The 19,765-nt window shown below is 44.6% G+C and carries 17 protein-coding genes; 10 read left to right on the top strand and 7 right to left on the bottom strand.

What is annotated here, in order from left to right; all coding sequences use genetic code 11:
• The first annotated feature begins 108 nt into the window (after positions 1-108).
• On the top strand, positions 109-3,147 hold the full coding sequence (locus tag ACF8OV_RS06265; protein ID WP_140341872.1) for an FAD-binding and (Fe-S)-binding domain-containing protein: 3,039 nt from the start codon (positions 109-111) through the stop codon (positions 3,145-3,147).
• A 69-nt stretch (positions 3,148-3,216) separates the two neighbouring features.
• A complete protein-coding gene (locus ACF8OV_RS06260) occupies positions 3,217-3,678 on the top strand; it encodes an isoprenylcysteine carboxylmethyltransferase family protein (protein WP_024702686.1) in 462 nt (153 codons plus the stop codon).
• 105 nt (positions 3,679-3,783) lie between these two features.
• On the opposite strand, the gene ACF8OV_RS06255 is transcribed toward ACF8OV_RS06260, so the two are convergent.
• The 6 genes from ACF8OV_RS06255 to hutC all read right to left on the bottom strand — a co-directional run bounded on the left by ACF8OV_RS06255 (position 3,784) and on the right by hutC (position 11,221).
• Positions 3,784-4,509: a DUF3581 domain-containing protein gene (locus ACF8OV_RS06255; RefSeq protein ID WP_005462640.1), complete on the bottom strand. Its 726-nt coding sequence runs from the start codon at positions 4,507-4,509 to the stop codon at positions 3,784-3,786.
• A gap of 270 nt (positions 4,510-4,779) precedes the next feature.
• Positions 4,780-6,315 carry a histidine ammonia-lyase gene (hutH, locus tag ACF8OV_RS06250; protein WP_025502080.1) on the bottom strand — a complete coding sequence of 512 codons (1,536 nt, stop codon included), beginning with the start codon at positions 6,313-6,315 and terminating at the stop codon, positions 4,780-4,782.
• Between the two features lie 11 nt (positions 6,316-6,326).
• Entirely contained in the window at positions 6,327-8,024 is a 1,698-nt protein-coding gene (hutU, locus tag ACF8OV_RS06245) for a urocanate hydratase (protein WP_005462647.1), read from the bottom strand.
• Positions 8,025-8,108: 84 nt separating this feature from the next.
• On the bottom strand, positions 8,109-9,131 hold the full coding sequence (gene hutG, locus ACF8OV_RS06240; protein ID WP_140363867.1) for a formimidoylglutamase: 1,023 nt from the start codon (positions 9,129-9,131) through the stop codon (positions 8,109-8,111).
• Between the two features lies 1 nt (position 9,132).
• Positions 9,133-10,383 (bottom strand): imidazolonepropionase, encoded by a 1,251-nt coding sequence (gene hutI, locus ACF8OV_RS06235; protein WP_031845570.1) that lies wholly within the window; start codon positions 10,381-10,383, stop codon positions 9,133-9,135.
• Positions 10,384-10,513: 130 nt separating this feature from the next.
• Positions 10,514-11,221, bottom strand: coding sequence for a histidine utilization repressor (hutC, locus tag ACF8OV_RS06230; RefSeq protein ID WP_020840466.1), 708 nt, complete (start codon positions 11,219-11,221; stop codon positions 10,514-10,516).
• A 248-nt stretch (positions 11,222-11,469) separates the two neighbouring features.
• Between hutC and ACF8OV_RS06225 the strand changes: the two genes are divergently transcribed.
• Positions 11,470-12,213: a sporulation protein gene (locus ACF8OV_RS06225; RefSeq protein ID WP_005462606.1), complete on the top strand. Its 744-nt coding sequence runs from the start codon at positions 11,470-11,472 to the stop codon at positions 12,211-12,213.
• Here ACF8OV_RS06225 and ACF8OV_RS06220 read toward each other — a convergent pair.
• Positions 12,208-13,203 carry a DUF3187 family protein gene (locus ACF8OV_RS06220; protein WP_086590609.1) on the bottom strand — a complete coding sequence of 332 codons (996 nt, stop codon included), beginning with the start codon at positions 13,201-13,203 and terminating at the stop codon, positions 12,208-12,210. The genes ACF8OV_RS06225 and ACF8OV_RS06220 overlap by 6 nt on opposite strands.
• Before the next feature lie 304 nt (positions 13,204-13,507).
• Between ACF8OV_RS06220 and thrS the strand changes: the two genes are divergently transcribed.
• The 7 genes from thrS to ACF8OV_RS06185 all read left to right on the top strand — a co-directional run bounded on the left by thrS (position 13,508) and on the right by ACF8OV_RS06185 (position 19,660).
• Complete coding sequence (thrS, locus tag ACF8OV_RS06215; RefSeq protein ID WP_005490070.1) at positions 13,508-15,436, top strand: threonine--tRNA ligase; 1,929 nt, start codon at positions 13,508-13,510, stop codon at positions 15,434-15,436.
• Positions 15,437-15,439: 3 nt separating this feature from the next.
• Entirely contained in the window at positions 15,440-15,991 is a 552-nt protein-coding gene (infC, locus tag ACF8OV_RS06210) for a translation initiation factor IF-3 (protein ID WP_071651979.1), read from the top strand.
• A 119-nt stretch (positions 15,992-16,110) separates the two neighbouring features.
• Positions 16,111-16,305, top strand: a complete 195-nt coding sequence (gene rpmI, locus ACF8OV_RS06205; protein ID WP_005462620.1) for a 50S ribosomal protein L35 — start codon at positions 16,111-16,113, stop codon at positions 16,303-16,305.
• Positions 16,306-16,345: 40 nt separating this feature from the next.
• Positions 16,346-16,699: a 50S ribosomal protein L20 gene (gene rplT / locus ACF8OV_RS06200; RefSeq protein WP_004727974.1), complete on the top strand. Its 354-nt coding sequence runs from the start codon at positions 16,346-16,348 to the stop codon at positions 16,697-16,699.
• Positions 16,700-16,944: 245 nt separating this feature from the next.
• Positions 16,945-17,262, top strand: coding sequence for a heavy metal-binding domain-containing protein (locus tag ACF8OV_RS06195; protein WP_005462608.1), 318 nt, complete (start codon positions 16,945-16,947; stop codon positions 17,260-17,262).
• Between the two features lie 476 nt (positions 17,263-17,738).
• Positions 17,739-18,548, top strand: coding sequence for a helix-turn-helix transcriptional regulator (locus ACF8OV_RS06190; protein ID WP_005462617.1), 810 nt, complete (start codon positions 17,739-17,741; stop codon positions 18,546-18,548).
• Between the two features lie 323 nt (positions 18,549-18,871).
• Positions 18,872-19,660, top strand: a complete 789-nt coding sequence (locus tag ACF8OV_RS06185) for a TetR/AcrR family transcriptional regulator (protein ID WP_005462636.1) — start codon at positions 18,872-18,874, stop codon at positions 19,658-19,660.
• Positions 19,661-19,765 lie beyond the last annotated feature (105 nt).

Raw genomic sequence — 19,765 nt, 5'->3', positions numbered from 1 at the left:
ACTTTTTTGCGGCGTCTTGTTGTGCTGATAGCTGCGCTGTATGAGAAATGAGCAAATAATTAGATAACCCGCAGCTGATGGGATCAGCGTCGTAGGGGCAGGAAGCAAATGTTACCAAGATTACACTCGCAAACTGATGTCGATCCTCTTGTTCTTCGTTTTCTGAAAGAGCTTGAACAAGCCGGATTCACTGGCGACATCGAAAGCCAATATTCAAGTCGTTTAGCTGTCGCTACTGACAACAGCGTTTACCAGCAACTTCCTCAAGCAGTCGTCCATCCTCGAACGACTCAAGATGTTTCTCTCATCGGAAAACTGAGCAATCAAGAAAAGTACGAAAGAATCACGTTCTCCCCTCGTGGTGGCGGTACCGGTACAAATGGCCAGTCGCTGACCAAAGGCATTGTGGTGGATTTGTCTCGCCACATGAACAAAGTATTGGAAGTGAATGAAGATGAAGGGTGGGTTCGCGTTCAAACTGGTGTAGTGAAAGATCAGTTGAACGATGCGGTTCGTCCTTACGGCTACTTTTTCTCTCCAGATTTGTCGACCAGCAACCGCGCAACGATTGGCGGGATGGTGAATACCGACGCCTCTGGTCAAGGCTCTCTTAAATACGGGAAAACGTCTGATCATGTACTGTCGTTGCAAGCGGTGTTTGCTGACGGCTCGATTTTAGAGTCTGATTTGTCTCATGGTTATCCAAAAGAAGGCGAGTTTGCCGCTACGGCGTTACAAGTGACGGAATCAGTTTGTCGAGATAAACGTCAACAGATCGTGGATAAATTTCCTCCTCTCAACCGCTTCCTAACGGGCTACGACTTAAAGAACGCGTTAAATGAAGAAGATGACCGCTTCGATATCACACGAGTGCTGTGTGGAGCAGAAGGCTCATTGGCCTTTATTACGGAAGCGAAGCTAAACCTGACGCCAATTCCGAAAGCGCGTACCTTAGTTAACGTGAAATACAACAGCTTTGACTCTGCACTGCGCAACGCGCCATTTATGGTCGAAGCGAAAGCACTTTCTGTCGAAACTGTTGACTCAAAAGTACTTAATCTCGCGAAGCAAGACATTGTCTGGCACACCGTGAGCGATCTGATCACCGACGTGCCAAACAAAGAAATGCTTGGCATCAATATGGTGGAATACGCAGGGCAAGACGAAGAAGAAGTTGCTGCGCAGGTCGCGGCGTTAACCGCCAAACTCGATATCATGTTGGAAACAGAAGAAGCGGGCATTATCGGCTACCAAGTTTGTAATGATGTAGCGAGTATTGGACGTATCTACAACATGCGTAAAAAAGCGGTGGGTTTGTTAGGCGCTGCAAAAGGCCGCGCTAAACCGGTCGCATTCGCTGAAGATACGTGTGTACCACCAGAAAACTTGGCCGATTTCATTGTAGAGTTCCGCGAACTATTAGATAGCAAATCTCTGAATTACGGTATGTTTGGTCACGTTGATGCAGGGGTGCTGCACGTGCGTCCTGCGTTGGATTTGTGTGACCCGCACCAAGAAGCATTGATGCATGAAGTCTCTGATGAAGTCGTCAAGCTGGTAGCGAAATACGGCGGCCTGATGTGGGGTGAGCACGGTAAAGGTTTCCGCTCGGAATATGGTCCGGAGTTCTTTGGCAAAGAGTTGTTTACTGAGCTTCGACGCGTAAAAGCTGCATTCGACCCACATAATAAAATGAACCCAGGCAAAATCTGTACGCCACTTGATAGCGATGCAGAGTTGGTAAAAGTAACCGACACCAAACGTGGTTACTATGATCGCCAAATTGACGTACAAGTACGTGACAGCTTTAAGCAAGCGATGGAATGTAACGGGAACGGTTTGTGCTTTAACTACGATACCAGTTCGCCGATGTGTCCATCGATGAAAGTGACGGCTGATCGTCGTCATTCGCCAAAAGGGCGCGCTGGATTGGTTCGTGAGTGGTTGCGTCAGCTTACTGAGCAAGGTATTGATATTCTTGACCTAGAAAAGCAAACGTTAGAAAACAAAACATCGATCAAAACCATGATTGATCGTGTGCGTCATTCCATTAATCGTCGTCACGAATACGATTTCTCTCATGAAGTTTATGAAGCAATGAACGGCTGCTTAGCGTGTAAAGCGTGTGCGAGCCAATGTCCGATCAAAGTGGATGTTCCAAGTTTCCGTTCCCGCTTTTTAAACATTTATCACTCGCGCTATCAGCGTCCGGCAAAAGATTATTTGGTTGCCAACATTGAAACCATGCTGCCAATGATGGCAAAGGCACCAGCAGTCGTGAACGGCGTATTGAAACAGTCGTGGGTGAAGAGTTTAACGGCTTCAACTGTAGGGTATGTGGATGCGCCGTTGCTGTCTGTTCCTACGTTGAAACAGCGCGTAGAGTCGCTGACAACGCCGTATGATCTGCAAGTATTGAGTGGTTTGTCTTCGACTGAAAAGAGCAAGCACGTATTAATCGTTCAAGACCCATTTACCAGTTATTACGATGCGGACGTTGTTGAAGACTTCGTCAAGTTGGTTAAAAAGCTAGGTATGCATCCAGTGCTTTTGCCATTTAAGCCAAATGGTAAAGCGCAACACATCAAAGGTTTCCTACGCCAGTTTAAAGAGACCGCGGCTGATACGGCGAAGTTCTTGGCTATGGTGGCGGACTTAGACATTCCGTTGGTCGGCGTTGATCCGGCATTGGTGCTGTGCTATCGAGATGAGTACGCGGAAGTACTTGGTAGCAAGCGAGGCGATTTCGATGTGCTAACGGCTCACGAATGGCTGTACCCAAGGTTGGAAGCGTTTGAAGCAGCAGAGCAACGGGAAAACCAGGAACCGTGGTACTTGTTTGCGCACTGCACTGAAAAAACCAAAATGCCGAACGCAGAGAAAGAATGGGGCGCTATTTTTGCTCACTTTGGCGCGGTATTGAACACAGTACCGGTTGGTTGTTGTGGCATGGCGGGTACATTTGGCCACGAGGTGGATAAGCTGTCGATGTCGAAAGACATATACAATTTAAGTTGGAAACCAAACCTAGATAAGTTAGATAACGAAAGATGTTTGATTACTGGTTATTCTTGCCGAAGCCAAGTAAAACGCTTTGAAGGAACAAAGCCTAAGCATCCCGTTCAAGCACTGTTAACTTTGGTATAATGACATCAAGCCCAGTCCAACTGGGCTTTTTGCCCAATGATGAACATTCCATTTCAAAGGATCTGAACCTTGAGAAAACTTGAACTCAAAGTCCCACCTGTTGCGGTGTTTTTGCTGGTCATACTTCTGATGTACGGGCTTAAAGTCTTGACGCCGAGCATGAACATTCGAGTGCCCTTTGTTGAGTTTGTAGTCGGCGCACTAACTTTGTTGTCTGGCTACATGGGGATTGCCGGTGTATATGAATTTCGCAAAGTAAAGACTACCGTGAACCCAGTAAAACCTGATGCAGCATCTTCCGTTGTAAGAACTGGCGTGTTTGCCTTCTCACGTAACCCAATGTACATGGCGTTGTTACTGCTCATCATTGCGGTGGGTTTATGGTGGCAACATTTAAGTGTGGTGCTTTGCGGTGTGTTGTTTGTCAGTTATATGAATCGATTTCAAATCAAACCAGAAGAACATGTATTGGAAAGGTTGTTTGGTGATGAATACTTGGATTATAAAAACCAAGTTCGTCGCTGGATTTGAATACCGAGCTGCCATCGACTCATTTTTTAAGTAAAAAGAAAGCCCAACATCAATCGTTGGGCTTTCTTTTTGGTATCCGATTGTTATCGCTAATTCGGCAGTCTGTTACGCTGCCTTAACGAACTTTGCTAGGAATGCATCCTTACGCTCATTAAAGCGGTGTACAAGGTCGTCAACGGCTTCTTGGTCGTATGGCTTCAAACCACTCGCTACCATGCGTTTAATACCTTTACCGACCACTTCACCGTCTTCTTTGAATGCGAAGTTCAAAGTCACCACGCCGCGCTTACCGTCTACATCAAACGTCGCGCCAGTGAAATCCACTTCAGGATGTGTAAGGTCTAAACGAGAGAATTCCACTTCCATGCTTTCATAAATAACCAGTGGACGCTGGCAGTTGATCATCATTTGTTTCTCTTCCATAAGAGGAACCATGATGTGCGGGAAGTTCATGCCAGAAAACTGCACGTAATTTGTTACCACGTGCTCAATGAAAGCTGGGTTGTGGTTGGTTTCGCCTTCACGAGACATGTGTAAGTATTCTTTGCCTGCCTCATCTACGACTGCGCTTTCTTTTTCACACTTATTTTCAATATGCAGCTCAATGCCATCATTTACCATGCCAGAGAAACGAAAACGCATTTTTTGGCTGATGCCTTCTTTACTTAGTAGAACGGCAAATAGCAGGTCGCCAGGCACACAAAAGCGTTTGTTATCTTCATCATGAATAGGGTTGTAATCACCAGCAACGCGCTTAGCAAAGTGACTTGCTTGTTCGCGAGTGAATTGAAATTGATGATTATTGTTTGAAAAGTAAGGTGTTAGAAACATAATTATTAAGTAGTAACCAAAACTGTAAGGGATTATATGCGAATATCTGAGTAGCAATGGTCCATCCAGTAGAAAGTTCACTGCATTTTGACAATGCGCACCCAAATCAGCAGATAAACGTTTAAAAACAAATGCTTGAATAGCTTATCCATTTATGATGCGAATAAGTGCGTCGTGTGACTCTGATATCACTCACGAATCGTTAAGAGTATAGACACAAAAAAGGCTCCACGAAGAGGTGGAGCCTAGACTGAAGTTTGCTTCTACAGATTAATGTACGCTTGGCAGAAGGTTCTCTGGCATCAGTGCGTTATGTAGAGCGAGTTTCAACAATGTGTTTGCTTGCTCGATATCGGGTGCAAAGTAACGGTCTTTATCGTAGAACGACACTTTTTCACGCAGCATCTGTTTTGCAATTTCGATTCGCTCAGACGATTTATTTGGCGCCCTGAAATCCAAACCTTGCGCCGCCGATAGATATTCGACAGCCAGAATGCCACGAGTGTTTTCACCCATTTCTCTCAGTCTTCGAGCCGCGAATGTCGCCATTGACACGTGGTCTTCTTGATTTGCTGATGTTGGTAAGCTGTCTACTGAGGCTGGGTGAGCAAGGGTCTTATTTTCACTTGCTAATGCCGCAGAGGTTACTTGAGCAATCATGAAGCCAGAGTTCACGCCACCATTATCGACTAAGAATGGCGGCAGTTTTGATAGCGCGCTGTCGATGAGAAGTGCCATACGACGCTCGGACAAACTGCCGATTTCTGCAATGGCGAGAGCTAAGTTGTCGGCTGCCATCGCAACAGGTTCTGCATGGAAGTTACCGCCAGAGATGATGTCGTTATCTTCTGCAAATACTAATGGGTTATCAGAAACGGAGTTCGCTTCTACTTGCAATACTTCAGCGGAGTTGCGGATTTGCTGCAAACACGCGCCCATCACTTGCGGCTGACAACGCAGTGAGTATGGGTCTTGCACTTTTTCACAGTTGGTGTGCGATTCACCAATTTCACTTGATGTATCCAGTAGGTGACGGTATGCGAGTGCTGCGTCCATTTGGCTACGATGACCACGTACGCGGTGGATTCGAGGGTCGAACGGACGTCGGCTACCTAGTGCGGCTTCTACAGACATGGCGCCACACACGGTTGCTGACGCGAAAAGATCCTCGGCAATAAACAGACCTTCTAGCGCGAATGCTGTTGAAGCCTGTGTACCATTGAGTAACGCCAAGCCTTCTTTTGGCGCTAGTGTAATAGGCTCAAGACCAGCAATTTTTAGTGCTTCGTAGCCGGATACGATTTGGCCATTGTGACGTGCTTGACCTTCACCAAGCAGCACCGTACTCATGTGGGCTAGGGGAGCCAAATCGCCTGAAGCGCCCACCGAGCCTTTTTGAGGGACGCATGGATAAACTTGTGCATTGACCAAATCAATCAACATGTTGATGACTTTCAAACGAATGCCAGAAAATCCACGAGCCAAGCTGTTGATTTTTAAAACCATCATGAGGCGGACGGTTTCATCAGACATGAATTTGCCGATACCCGCAGCGTGAGATAAAACAATGCTTCTTTGCAGCGTTTCTAAGTCTTCTGGTGCAATTCGTGTGTTTGCTAAAAGACCGAAACCGGTGTTGATACCATAGACGGTACGGTCTTCCGCAATGACACGGTCGACAACTTGAGTACTTTCTTCAATGCCCGGGATGGCCTCTGGGTCCAAAGTAAGGTTGACCGGGGAACGGCTCACTTGACGCAGTTCGTTTAAGCTAATATGACCTGGCTTTAGCGTTAAATTTAACATCTCTTTCATCCTTACTTGAGCTTCTTCAGTTCTTCGTTGAGCATTGGTAAATCCAGTCCTTGCTCGGCTGCACATTGTTTGGCGATATCATATCCCGCATCAGCATGACGCATTACACCTGTTGCAGGGTCGTTATGCAGTACGCGAGCAATGCGTTGAGAAGCATCGTCACTACCGTCACAACAAATGACCATACCCGAGTGTTGGGAGAAGCCCATTCCTACGCCACCACCGTGATGAAGTGATACCCATGTTGCGCCGCCAGCAGTGTTCAATAATGCGTTTAATAGTGGCCAGTCTGATACTGCGTCAGAGCCGTCCATCATGCCTTCTGTTTCTCGGTTCGGGCTTGCTACAGAGCCTGAATCTAAGTGGTCGCGACCAATAACGATAGGAGCTTTTAGTTCACCATTTTTCACCATTTCGTTGAACGCTTGACCAAGGCGCTCACGATCTTTCAAACCTACCCAACAAATACGAGCCGGAAGACCTTGGAACTGAATACGCTCACGCGCCATATCTAACCAGTTATGCAGATGTGGGTTGTCAGGAATTAACTCTTTTACTTTTTGGTCGGTTTTGTAAATGTCTTCTGGATCACCAGATAGAGCTGCCCAACGGAAAGGCCCAATGCCTTCACAGAATAAAGGACGAATATAAGCAGGAACGAACCCTGGGAAATCAAACGCATTTTCTACGCCTTCTTCCAGTGCCATCTGACGAATGTTGTTACCGTAATCGAGTGTCGCCGCGCCACGGCTTTGCAGATCAAGCATCGCTTGCACTTGTACTGCCATGGATTTCTTCGCTGCTTTTACAACAGCGGCTTCATCTTGTAGGCGCATTTCTGCAGCGTGAGACATACTCCAACCTTGTGGTAGGTAACCATTTAGTGGGTCATGCGCAGAGGTTTGGTCAGTAACTACATCTGGTGTGATATTGCGCTCAACAAGCTCAGAGAAAACGTCGGCCGCGTTACCTAGAAGACCTACAGATACTGGCGTGTCCGATTCGGTGATGATTGCGAGTGCTTCGTCTAGGGAAGTCGCTTTTTGGTCAACATAACCAGTACGCAGACGGTAATCGATACGTGATTCGTCACACTCAACGGCAATCATTGAGAAACCAGCCATGGTGCCCGCAAGTGGTTGAGCGCCACCCATGCCACCAAGACCACCAGTTAGAACCCAGCGACCTTTTGCATCGCCGTTAAAGTGCTTTTTCGCAACTGACACGAAGGTTTCGTAAGTGCCTTGGACGATGCCTTGTGAACCGATATAAATCCAGCTACCCGCGGTCATTTGGCCGTACATCATCAAACCTTGCTTATCAAGCTCGTTGAAGTGTTCCCAGTTTGCCCAATGCGGAACCAAGTTTGAGTTAGCAATGAGCACACGCGGTGCGTTTTTGTGGGTTGGGAAAACACCCACAGGTTTACCTGATTGCACTAAAAGCGTTTGGTCATCTTCGAGTCTTTCCAGTACTTCTACAATCTTGTCGTAACATTCCCAGTTTCGTGCTGCGCGACCAATGCCGCCGTATACCACTAATGAATGTGGATGTTCTGCCACATCAGGATCTAGGTTGTTCATCAGCATACGAAGTGGGGCTTCTGTAAGCCAAGATTTTGCGCGCAGTTTATTTCCGTGAGGTGCACGAATTGTTCTGCTTGTATCAAGTCGTGGATCTTGTCCCTGGCGCTGTGTCATTTTCAGACTCCTTTAGTTTCTCGTGATGACCAAGTGCTTGCTTGGTCTTTTTATTCAAAATTCACTTAGATTTCAAAGTGATGGTTATTTAATAGGTTGAGGTTTATGTTCTTTCTCCGCCATGGCGTTGGCGATGTCCCAACACAAACGGGCAGCTAAGCGAGCGGTTTGACTATCGACATCGTAATTCGGGTTGTACTCTGCGATATCGGCTAACATAAGCTTGTTTTTGTAGTGAAGAATTCGTTCTAAAAAAGGTGCGATTGTGTCGTAACTTACACCTCTAGCCGCAGGAGCACTTACGCCTGGCGCGGTTGCTGCTGGGAATACATCCAAATCAATGGTGAGATAGAGATAGTCACAATCGTCGATAAAGTGTTGCAGTTGGGTTAGGTGGTAGCTGTGATTCAAGTAATTGAGTTGACTATCTTCTACATACCATACGTTCAGCTCGTCCGCTTTTTGGAACAAAGCTTGCGTGTTGCTGCTGCGACTCACCCCCAAACAGGCGTAATGGAAAGCCCAATCATTACGCTGACAAAAATGATGAATTTGGTTGAATGGTGTACCTGAGCTTGGTTTTACATCCGCTAATGAACTTTCGAACGCGCGCAAATCGAAGTGCGCATCGAAGTTAATGATGCCAATTTTTGGCTTTTTCTCTGGATGATGCGTTTTGAAATATTCCGCTAGACCAGAAAACGATGCCCACGCAATTTCGTGTCCGCCCCCCAAAACGATAGTTGGCGTGTGAGGTAGCGCTTCTGAAATGAGGTTTGCACAGCGTGATTGGCTTTCTTCTAACAAGTCATCATCGCAAACGACAGTCCCAAGATCATAAAGCTGGGCATCTTTATGCCAAGCGAGATTCGCTAGCGCTCTACGAATCAAATCTGGTGCTTTTTTTGCTCCAATTCGGCCTTTGTTTCTCGCAACGCCTGCGTCGGTAGCAAAACCCAGAATGGATACGCCTTGAGAGGCTTTCTCTAGCTCGCTTGTTTTTTGATGTTTAACGACGTGGTGAATGCGTTGACCCAATTTGCCATCTTCAGCATCATGACGGCCTTGCCAGTGAAATTTTTGCTGGTGTAAATCTGACTGAGACATATTAAAAGCCTCCGTGTGAAACATATTCACCATTTACTATACGACCTACGAGGCGTTTTGCTCCGACTTGGTAACTTAAATCTGCTGGGTGTTCGATATCCCAGATAGCAAAGTCCGCATCGAAACCTGTTTTTATCACTCCTCGCGAGTTGGTGTAGCCAAGTGCTGTTGCAGCATGTTGCGTTACGCCGCGCAATGCTTCTTGTGGCGTGAGACGAAATAGGGTGCATGCCATATTCATCATTAGAGTCAGGTCGGAAAAGGGAGATGTACCTGGGTTTACATCGGTGGCGATAGCCATTGGCACGTGGTACTTCCTTAGTAGCTCAATCGGTGGTAACTGAGTTTCTCTCAAGAAGTAAAAAGCACCGGGTAGTAGTGTGGCGACGGTATCGGACTTCGAAAGGGCGACCACACCGTCTTCATCGAGATATTCGATATGGTCAGCCGAAAGGCCTTTGTATCGTGCGGTCAATTCAGTGCCACCAAGGTTTGATAGCTGCTCTGTGTGGCCTTTTACGTGTAAGCCATATTGTTTCGCTGTCGCAAATACTTTTTCGGTTTGCTCCAAATTAAAACCGATAGACTCACAAAACACATCCACACTGGTGGCCAAGTTTTCCTCTGCGACGATTGGGATGATTTCCTGACAAACATGTTCGATGTAATCGTCTGCGCGACCTTCAAATTCAGGCGGTAAAGCATGAGCGGCAAGAAGGGTAGTTGTGATCTTGACGTTACGCTCTTGTTCTAAGGCTTTTGCAGCACGCAGCATTTTAAGTTCGTCTTTGAGCGTCAAGCCGTAGCCTGATTTTACTTCAACCGACGTAACCCCACTTGCTAACAAGCCATCTAAACGAGGCAACGCGAGCTCAATTAATTGCTCTTCAGTAGCTGCTCGAGTGGCCTTTACGCTGGAAAGTATACCGCCACCTTGCTTCGCTATTTCCTGATAAGGCACGCCGTTTAAGCGCATCTCAAATTCATTCGCGCGATTCCCCGCGTAAATTAAGTGGGTGTGGCAATCAATGAGTCCCGGCGTCAGAAGTTGACCTTGTAGGTCGATAGTTTGCGAATAGTGCTGAGGAGACAGAAGCGCTTCTATTTGAGGGGTGTCTCTTCCAACTGGATGAGCACTGATAGCCGCGATTTTACCAGCTTGAATACCAACACGGGCTGGCGGCGTTGGTAAGTAACCTGCTTCACCACGTTCCATGCTAACTAGTCGGGCATTCTCAATCAGCAAATCCATTCTCTCATTCCTACTTTGATTTGTATCTTTAAATGTATATACAAATAAATAGGTCAAAAAGAATGCGGTGACAAGCGTGATGTTGCTAAAATGTGATCAAAACGTAGTGGGAAAGGCTGTTTATATGCACCTAGAGCAGAACTTTAGAGCTCAGCTTGTACTTATTACCTGGGTGGTAGAGTAGAGCTGTACTGACCAATTTGTCTTGGCTCCATGTTCTACGATTAAGAAGAAGACAAGGTTCATTGGCCTGCATTTTCAAATCCAGTTTGATGCGATTATCGGGAACAATGGCTTCAACCGTGTGTTCAATCGCGCTCAACGGACAGTTATTAGATAGGTATTGATTAGGAGTAATTTGGGTGAAGTCTTGGTTAAGATAACTCGGGGCGTATTGGCTGTTTACCCAACGCAGTTCTAACTGAATAGGTGTGCTGTCTTCATAGTGGATGATCTCACTGTAAAACACTGTTGTACCAAGCATTACACCAAGTTTTATTGCGATGCCATCGTCCGCTTTTATCGCGACTTGTTGAACTACTTTACTGCTGTATTGGCGTCCTCGGTCACTGACTTCTTCCGCTATATTGCGAATATCTAGTAATGGGGATTCTGATTTCTCACTAGGGTCACAAACGAACGTTCCCAACCTTGGGCGACGTTGTAGTTTCCCTTCATTCACCAAATCTCGTATCGCTTTGTTTACTGTCATTCGGCTTACACCAAACTGTTCAGTCAGCTCGATTTCAGTCGCAATGCGCTGTCCGACCATCCAATCTCCGGAATCAATTTTATCGAGGATAAATTGTTTGATTTGCATGTAGAGTGGCGCAGACATAATGATACCTTTTAAATTGACTATACAAATACTGCTCAATTTAAGTACAAATTGCAAATAGTTATCGAAAAATACGACATTTAGAGACAAATAACGGGCATTTGCTTGCTGAATGATTTGGCTGATTTGATATTTTTTGAATCGATAGTGGAATCAAGCCGTATTCTTGCGGTCTATTGCTTGCAGCTTATAAGGCAATTGTGTAAACAAAGCACAACTAATAAAAACAGTCGCAAAAAAGGAAAGGCATGTTTAAGAAATTAAAAGCATCGTTGGGTATTGGATCTGCAAAAGTGGATACTATTTTGGATGAAATGAGCGTGTTTCAAGGTGCGACGCTGAAGGGACATGTTCATATCAAAGGTGGGGATGTTGAACAGCAGATCGACGCTATCACCATTAAATTGAACACAGAAATGAAAGTTGAAGTGGACGATAGCGTAAGTTATCAAACCTTCACTATCGACCAGCTCAAGGCGGTTGACCCGTTTGTGATTCAACCGAATGAAGAAAAACAAGTGCCTTTCGAGCTAAAACTGCATGATGAAACACCTATCACTGCGGTTAGCGCATTGAAGAACCAGTGCAATGTTTGGGTAGAAACCACTCTGGATATTGATTTTGCTATCGACCCACGAGATCGCGATTACATTGAAGTGAAACCACTACCAGTGGCATCTCGCGTTATTCGAGCGATTGAACAAGCTGGTTTTACTATGGTGAAAGCAGATGTCGAAAAAGGCTTTTTGCGCGGCGGCTCTTTTGCCTCCCGTTCTGGTATCTATCAAGAGCTTGAGTTTCGCAATAGCGGGTTTGTGTCTTCAAAGGAAATTGAGCTGTCTTTCATTTTGGAAGGGCAGGTGATGCACTGTTTGGCTGAAATTGACCGTTCTTTGAGCTTCTCAGGTGATCAGTATCGCTCATTCACATTGCCAATCAATGCCACTGATGCGCAAGTGGCAGCCGCAGTGGCACCAACCTTGAGTCTATAAAAACTCGCTTTCCGAGTCAGATGAAAGTAGGTACCGATATCCAATCGTGAATGCGATATCGGTACTGTTATCCATATTTCTCGCATTCTCTATCGCCATGATTTCAAGGGCAGAGTTGCCCATGAGATAGCGATATCCCATCACAATTTCATTTGACGCATCGGCAAATTCTGCTGGCCCCTCAGTGGAACCTTGATACCAGTGGTATTCAACAATAAAGTGGTGGTTTTCCCAAGGTGCATAACGATATCCACCCGCCATTGCAGCGGTGTTGTGGCGGTAAGGTAAATCGAGAAGAGCACGATCGTCAGAACGAAAAGTCATCCCGAACATTGAATAGAAAGCGTGTGCTCCGTAAAGATAAGAGTAATTGAGTTGCACGCCTTGCTCAAAGTTACTGCCTTTAAAGGTACCGTGCGCGACTTTGTTATAATAGAGGCTTCCTCCTAGCGAAAGACCATGACGTTCATTTTGCAATATTTGGTATTGAACGTACGTCGAGAGGTTGTTCGCGATGGTTTGGCCTTCGAAGCCGTCTTCCAACACATCATATTGCGGCATTGAGATGTAAAAGCGGTTTTTATCAACTTTATCTCGCCCGTTTTGTCCAATTCCAAATAGGTCATGAAAGCTTTCTGTTAAGCCATCCAGATGATTATCCGCAGCAAATACCCAGCGATAATTGAGTTCCCATTGCCATTGAGAACTGACTTGCCACTTAGCTCCAATTTCTAATTGGTTGTGGTAATAATCCAAAGCGTATTCGTCGGTATGAGCCCAAACACTCGCTATTGTCGCCGAGCCATAAGCTTCTATGTACTCTGAAGGCAAGCTAAACCCAGAGCGGAGATGGTTGGTATGACTGACCACTTGCATTGGCGATTGAGCGTAAGATCGAAGTGGTCCGTAAAGGTCGTTAGAGGCAAAAGTGGAAGCAGGCAACCAAAAAGCAAAAGCCAATATTGTAGGTTGCCATCGATTTTTCTTCATGATGAATACCTAAATATAGATTACTCAATAAATTAACTATAGTGTCACTCATTGTTTCGTGCTGGCTATTATACCAATGGTGTTTTTCGCCGAGTAGCTTATTTAGTAGTGAACTTTCAATGACAAACTGAAATCGCGCTTTGCAATCTAAATGTGAGCTAGGTACAATCGCTCTTCCGATAGCGGTCCGGTATTCGTGTTACTGAGCGACCTCTATCGCTTCTCAACTATTTATCAACAAATAGCTTCTAAATTTGAATAACATGTGTTGCTTGGTATGCAACACCACTGTAAAGGACATAGCATGCCTATTATTACTCTTCCTGACGGCAGTCAGCGTCAATTTGACAACCCAGTATCTACAATGGAAGTTGCGCAATCGATCGGTCCCGGTCTTGCAAAAGCAACGATTGCTGGTCGTGTTAACGGTAACCGCGTTGATGCGTGTGATCTAATTGAAGAAGACGCAAGCCTAGAAATCATCACAGTAAAAGATGAAGTTGACGGTCTAGAAATCGTTCGTCACTCTTGTGCTCACCTTCTTGGTCACGCTCTAAAACAGCTATACCCACAAGCTAAAATGGCGATTGGTCCTACCATCGACAATGGCTTCTACTACGACATCGACCTAGACGAGTCTCTAACGCAAGAAGATCTTGAAAAGATCGAAAAGCGTATGAAAGAACTTGCGAAAACCAAGTACGAAGTTGTTAAGAAAAAAGTAAGCTGGCAGGAAGCACGTGATACATTTGAATCACGTGGTGAACCGTACAAAGTGGAAATCCTAGACGAAAACGTATCTCGCGATGATCGCCCGGGCCTATACCACCATGAAGAATACATTGACATGTGTCGTGGTCCTCACGTTCCTAACATGGGCTTCTGTCAACACTTCACTTTATTGAATGTTGCAGGCGCTTACTGGCGTGGTAACAGCGACAACAAAATGCTTCAACGTATCTACGGTACTGCTTTCCACGATAAGAAAGCACTGAAAGCGCACCTAACTCGTCTAGAAGAAGCGGCGAAGCGTGACCACCGTAAAATCGGTAAGCAATTAGACCTATTCCACATGCAACAAGAAGCACCGGGTATGGTGTTCTGGCATCACAATGGTTGGTCTATCTTCCGTGATCTAGAAGTGTTCGTTCGTGACAAACTAAACGAATACGACTACCAAGAAGTGAAAGGCCCACTAATGATGGACCGCGTTCTTTGGGAACGTTCTGGTCACTGGGATAAATACGCAGACGCGATGTTCACAACTTCTTCTGAAAACCGTGAATACGCAATCAAACCAATGAACTGTCCTGGTCACGTTCAGATCTTTAACCAAGGTCTGAAATCGTACCGTGATCTTCCGCTACGTATGGCTGAGTTCGGCTCATGTCACCGTAACGAACCATCTGGCGCACTACACGGCATTATGCGTGTACGTGGCTTTACTCAGGATGACGCTCACATCTTCTGTACTGAGAGTCAAATCCAAGAGGAAGTAACAAGCTGTATTAAGATGGTTTACGATACGTACCAAACATTTGGTTTTGACAACATCGTAGTGAAACTGTCTACTCGTCCAGAAAAACGTGTAGGTTCAGATGAAATCTGGGATCAATCTGAAGAAGCATTGAAACAGTCTCTAGAATCAATGGAAATTCCATACGAGATTCAAGAAGGCGAGGGTGCATTCTACGGTCCTAAGATCGAGTTTACGTTATATGACTGTCTAGACCGTGCATGGCAATGTGGTACAGTTCAGCTAGACTTCAACCTACCAGGTCGCCTAGGTGCAACTTACGTAGGTGAAAACAACGAACGTCTTGTTCCGGTAATGATTCACCGTGCAATTCTAGGTTCTCTAGAACGTTTCATCGGTATCCTTATCGAAGAATATGCTGGTTTCTTCCCAACTTGGTTGGCGCCAGAACAAGCAGTTCTTATGAACATTACTGATAAACAGTCAGGTTATGTTCAAGAAATCGTACAAAAACTACAAAAAAGTGGAATTAGAGCTAAAGCGGACTTGAGAAATGAGAAGATTGGCTTTAAAATCCGCGAACATACTTTGAAGCGTGTACCGTATATGCTTGTTGTTGGTGACCAAGAAATGGAAGCTGGCGAAATTGCAGTACGTACTCGTAAAGGCAAAGATCTTGGTAAATTTAAAGTGGATGACTTCATCGCATACATCCAAGACGAGATCTCTAGCCGTAAGCTCAATCTGGAGGAATAAGCTATTAAAGGCGGAAGACGTGGCCAACAGCCGGTAAAACAAAACCCGCACCGTATCAACGGTGAAATTCGTGGTATTCGTGAAGTTCGACTAACAGGCGCTGACGGTGAATCAGTTGGTGTTGTATCGATTCAAGAAGCCATTGCAGCTGCTGAAGAAGCTGGTATGGATCTCGTTGAGATCAGCCCTAACGCCGAGCCACCAGTTTGTCGTGTGATGGACTATGGTAAGTTCCTCTTCGAGAAGAGCAAATCTGCTAAAGAGCAGAAGAAGAAGCAAAAGCAGGTCCAGATCAAGGAAGTAAAATTCCGTCCTGGAACTGATATTGGAGACTATCAGGTAAAACTACGCAACCTGACGCGTTTCCTTGAAGAAGGCAACAAAGTGAAGGTAACAATTCGCTTCCGTGGCCGAGAGATGGCACACCAAGACATCGGTGTCGACGTTCTAAACCGCTTGAAAGAAGACACTGCAGAAATTGCTGTAGTAGAAGCTTTCCCTAGCCGTATTGAAGGTCGTCAGATGATCATGGTGCTAGCCCCTAAAAAGAAGTAATTAACGGCTCATAAAGTAATTGAAACCCAGCCGTTTCCCTTTGAATAAAAGGTAACGGATGGGTTTTGTTCGCCCTAATTACATTGTTTATTAAACTACTCAATGCGGAGTTATTCATCATGCCTAAGATGAAAACCAACAAAGGTGCTGCTAAGCGTTTTAAGAAAACTGCTGGTGGTATTAAGTACAAGCACGCTACTAAACGTCACATCCTGACTAAGCGTACTACTAAGAACAAGCGTCAACTACGTCCAAATGCAATCCTTCCACGTTGTGAAGTGGCTGCAGTAATCCGTATGTTGCCATACGCTTAATTCTTTTTAGTTATCAATCGTTTAGTTTAGGAGAAGCATAATGCCTCGCGTAAAACGTGGTGTACAAGCTCGTGCACGTCATAAGAAAGTTCTAAAACAAGCTAAAGGTTACTACGGTGCACGTTCACGTGTTTACCGCGTAGCTTTCCAAGCAGTTACTAAAGCTGGTCAATACGCTTACCGTGACCGTCGCGCTAAGAAACGTCAATTCCGTCAACTATGGATTGCACGTATCAACGCGGCATCTCGTCAAAATGGTCTATCTTACAGCCGTTTCATCAACGGTCTTAAGAAAGCATCTATCGAGATCGACCGTAAGATCCTTGCGGACATCGCAGTATTCGACAAAGCTGCATTTGCAGTTCTAGTTGAAAAAGCGAAAGCTGCTCTTTAATTAGCAGTTTAGGTTTAAGGAAAGGAGAGCATTCGCTCTCCTTTTTTATTATCTGTAATTTCTCTTCTGTGTGTTTTCTTACTTGTTTGCATCACTTCTGGTTACACTCCTCTCACATTGAATACTTTCAATAAAGGTACTCACGCACAGCCACTTCTATATAACTTACTAACACTATCCTGATTTCATATTTAAAGGCTTGGTGGTAACGTACTGTACTTACTTCATAGCATTAAGGGCACGACATGATTTACACAACAACAGATACGATTCCAGGCAAGGAAATAGCAGAAGTTAGAGGAGTGGTGACGGGCAACGTTGTTCAATCTAAGCATATCGGCAGAGACCTAATGGCTGGTCTAAAAAGCATTGTTGGTGGAGAGATCCGCGGATACACCGAAATGATGACCGAAGCACGTGACATTGCTATTCAACGTATGGTCGAGCAAGCGAACCAGAAAGGCGCTGATGCGATTGTAGGAATTCGCTTTACTACAAGCTCAATTGTCGATGGTTCATCTGAAATCCTTGCTTTTGGTACCGCTGTAAAGCTCGTGGAATAGAATTGCTTTTGATTGGCGAGGCAACATCGGTTCTTCGCCTTCTTTAGACTCTCCCTTAAGTGGTTTGAGTAAGCCATAGCTTCACTCCTAAATGTTAAAAAACTCAAATTCTAATCCTAGGGTTTTATTGGTATATTTTTTATGAATGTGAATTTTTATTCATTTTATTGGCTGACTTTAAGTAGGGTAAATATTCTAAAACTAGTTATGTGATCTGGTGTTATCTTCTTGTTTTAATTATCTAAGCCATACAAATTGCGATCAGGCAAACTGATTTTATTTCTTTTATTATTAAATGACTTAGATATATATAACCAAGTTCAATGTCTTTTGAGTTATGTCATTTGCGTGTTGAATGGTGTTGTTGGTATATTAATTCAAGAATTTATTATAAAAATATGAACTTATAGCTTGCTAATAAGCTCTAAATTGTTACAAATATTATAAAGCTGTAACATTGCCAAAAGGAATAGTAGATGAGAGATCTGACTCCCGAATATTTGCTAGCCGCTCTACGACAAGCGATTAAAACAAAGGGGCTAACATATCGAGAGCTATCTGAAAAAATGGGCATGCCATTGTCCACTTTTAAGAGACATTTAACCAGTACCAACCTCGCGTTAGATAAACTGCTTGAATACTGTCGTGCGATTGACTGTACATTGGATGAATTGCAAAAGTTAGCCAATCAGTTGCAAGGTGAAGATGAAGATTATTTTAGTCGAACACAAGATGAAGTGTTTTTTCAGTTCCCACATCTTTACGATTTTTATCGTGAACTGAGGATGTTGCGCGGAAAAGATGGATACACAATTTTAAAGAAGAAATACGACTTATCAGAGCAAAGCATGTCTGATTATCTGGGTGCACTAGAGTTGCTAGACCTTGTTTACGTAGATGAAAACAAAAGTATTACGTTGCACGGCCCGCTGTACTACAGCTACGCAGAAAACTCGAAGTTAAACGATAAGTACACCGAGATAATCAAAGAGCAAACAACGACACATGATAAATGCGTTCGTGTTGCTTTGGCGCGAATGAAAATTACGGAAGAACAGTTGCTGGAGCTTGAAGATCAAGTAGCGAAAACGGTGATTGATTTTCACTCGAAGAATGTTGTCGCTGAAAACTTTAATGTTTCCGACTTTACAAACGTAGTTCTACTTGCTGGGCCACATCAACCAGTGACATTCTCTGATGGAATTGTAGAAACAGAATCTCGTTTTATTGACGATATTCGCTACGCAATTGCAGCAGCAGGGGATAAACCAAGCCTTTCAATCTAATCCATTCACTTATCTCTCAGAGCCAATGGCTTGCATCTTAGGTATTGGGAAATATCGAGTTTGTAAGCTCTTGGCTTAACGTCTATCTCTCGCCTAAATCTTCAGCACATCAGTTTGTCTAGCCTTTGTTTTTGCATTTTAATGATAAAACTATAGTTTTTTGTAATTTTTCGTTATGGATAAATTCATACTTGTAATGTTTGTTTTTTGATCTATTATGACGAAGTGTCAATTATGACGGTTCGTCAAAAATGGTGGCGTTCCTGTTTTACATAATCGTGTTACAATTATCAGGAGTGTGTGGGTATACGGATCAAAGGATTATGTTTAACTTTCGCTGTAAAAAGGATGGTAAGCGAGACGGGTGTCGTGTCTCGTCCGGGCTAACCAAAAAGCAACAAGCGATTGCGGATAGAGAAGTTGAGCTTATTCAACTGGCTAAGTCACTCGTCCAAGAGCAGGGGTTTGCGAACCTCACTATGGATAAGCTGACCTCGGCTAGCTCTTATTCTAAGGGCACCATCTACAATCATTTTTGCAGCAAAGAAGACGTAATACTTGCGCTTTGTATCCATTCGTTAAAAAGCGAAGCGATATTTTTCGAGCGCACGGCAAACTTCGATGGCAATACTCGAGAGAAAATTATTGCGATGCATGTAGGCTATCGTATTTACGCTCGAATGGAGCCAGTGCTGTCGACTTGCGCGATTGTAGCTAAAACGCCTTGGGTGTTGGAAAAAGCATCACCTGAACGTTTGAATGAGCTGAATCGGCTAGAAGAAGAAGTGATTTCCGGTGCAGATGCGTTGGTCAATAATGCAGTAGAGTGCGGAGATCTAAAGTTTTCTCCTGCTATAGGTGCGGATGCTATTGTGTTTGCTAACTGGTCTATCGCGTTTGGTTCTAACGCGCTTGCGCAAAACGCATCGAATAGTCGCTGTATACAACGAATCCAAGACCCATTTTCTGTGTTGCACAATGCGAATATGTTATTAGACGGCTTAGGTTGGGCGCCACTTTCTACAGAGTGGGACTATCGTAAAACCTGGCGTCGAGTAGAACAGGAACTCTTTAGCGAAGAGATTGCTTACTTAGAAACAGTGAACCGCTAAATCGGTTACAGAAGCCAATCCAAACGATGATTGGCTTTTTTATCACACTAAAGTGACGAATCGTCAATATTTGACTTAAAAGATGATGCTTAAGGTGAAGAACCT

It is taken from the genome of Vibrio sp. GLN_1 (assembly GCF_043106015.1).
GTDB classification, from domain to species: Bacteria; Pseudomonadota; Gammaproteobacteria; order Enterobacterales; family Vibrionaceae; genus Vibrio; species Vibrio parahaemolyticus.
This window is presented reverse-complemented; position numbering and strand designations above follow the sequence as displayed.

Coding starts and splice junctions, on each gene's coding strand:
- ACF8OV_RS06265 (WP_140341872.1), top strand. CDS start 109: ATGTTACCAAGATTACACTCGCAAACTGATGTCGATCCTCTTGTTCTT.
- ACF8OV_RS06255 (WP_005462640.1), bottom strand. CDS start 4,509: ATGTTTCTAACACCTTACTTTTCAAACAATAATCATCAATTTCAATTC.
- hutH (WP_025502080.1), bottom strand. CDS start 6,315: ATGTTAAATTTAACGCTAAAGCCAGGTCATATTAGCTTAAACGAACTG.
- hutU (WP_005462647.1), bottom strand. CDS start 8,024: ATGACACAGCGCCAGGGACAAGATCCACGACTTGATACAAGCAGAACA.
- hutG (WP_140363867.1), bottom strand. CDS start 9,131: ATGTCTCAGTCAGATTTACACCAGCAAAAATTTCACTGGCAAGGCCGT.
- hutI (WP_031845570.1), bottom strand. CDS start 10,383: ATGGATTTGCTGATTGAGAATGCCCGACTAGTTAGCATGGAACGTGGT.
- hutC (WP_020840466.1), bottom strand. CDS start 11,221: ATGTCTGCGCCACTCTACATGCAAATCAAACAATTTATCCTCGATAAA.
- ACF8OV_RS06225 (WP_005462606.1), top strand. CDS start 11,470: ATGTTTAAGAAATTAAAAGCATCGTTGGGTATTGGATCTGCAAAAGTG.
- ACF8OV_RS06220 (WP_086590609.1), bottom strand. CDS start 13,203: ATGAAGAAAAATCGATGGCAACCTACAATATTGGCTTTTGCTTTTTGG.
- thrS (WP_005490070.1), top strand. CDS start 13,508: ATGCCTATTATTACTCTTCCTGACGGCAGTCAGCGTCAATTTGACAAC.
- rpmI (WP_005462620.1), top strand. CDS start 16,111: ATGCCTAAGATGAAAACCAACAAAGGTGCTGCTAAGCGTTTTAAGAAA.
- rplT (WP_004727974.1), top strand. CDS start 16,346: ATGCCTCGCGTAAAACGTGGTGTACAAGCTCGTGCACGTCATAAGAAA.
- ACF8OV_RS06195 (WP_005462608.1), top strand. CDS start 16,945: ATGATTTACACAACAACAGATACGATTCCAGGCAAGGAAATAGCAGAA.
- ACF8OV_RS06190 (WP_005462617.1), top strand. CDS start 17,739: ATGAGAGATCTGACTCCCGAATATTTGCTAGCCGCTCTACGACAAGCG.
- ACF8OV_RS06185 (WP_005462636.1), top strand. CDS start 18,872: ATGTTTAACTTTCGCTGTAAAAAGGATGGTAAGCGAGACGGGTGTCGT.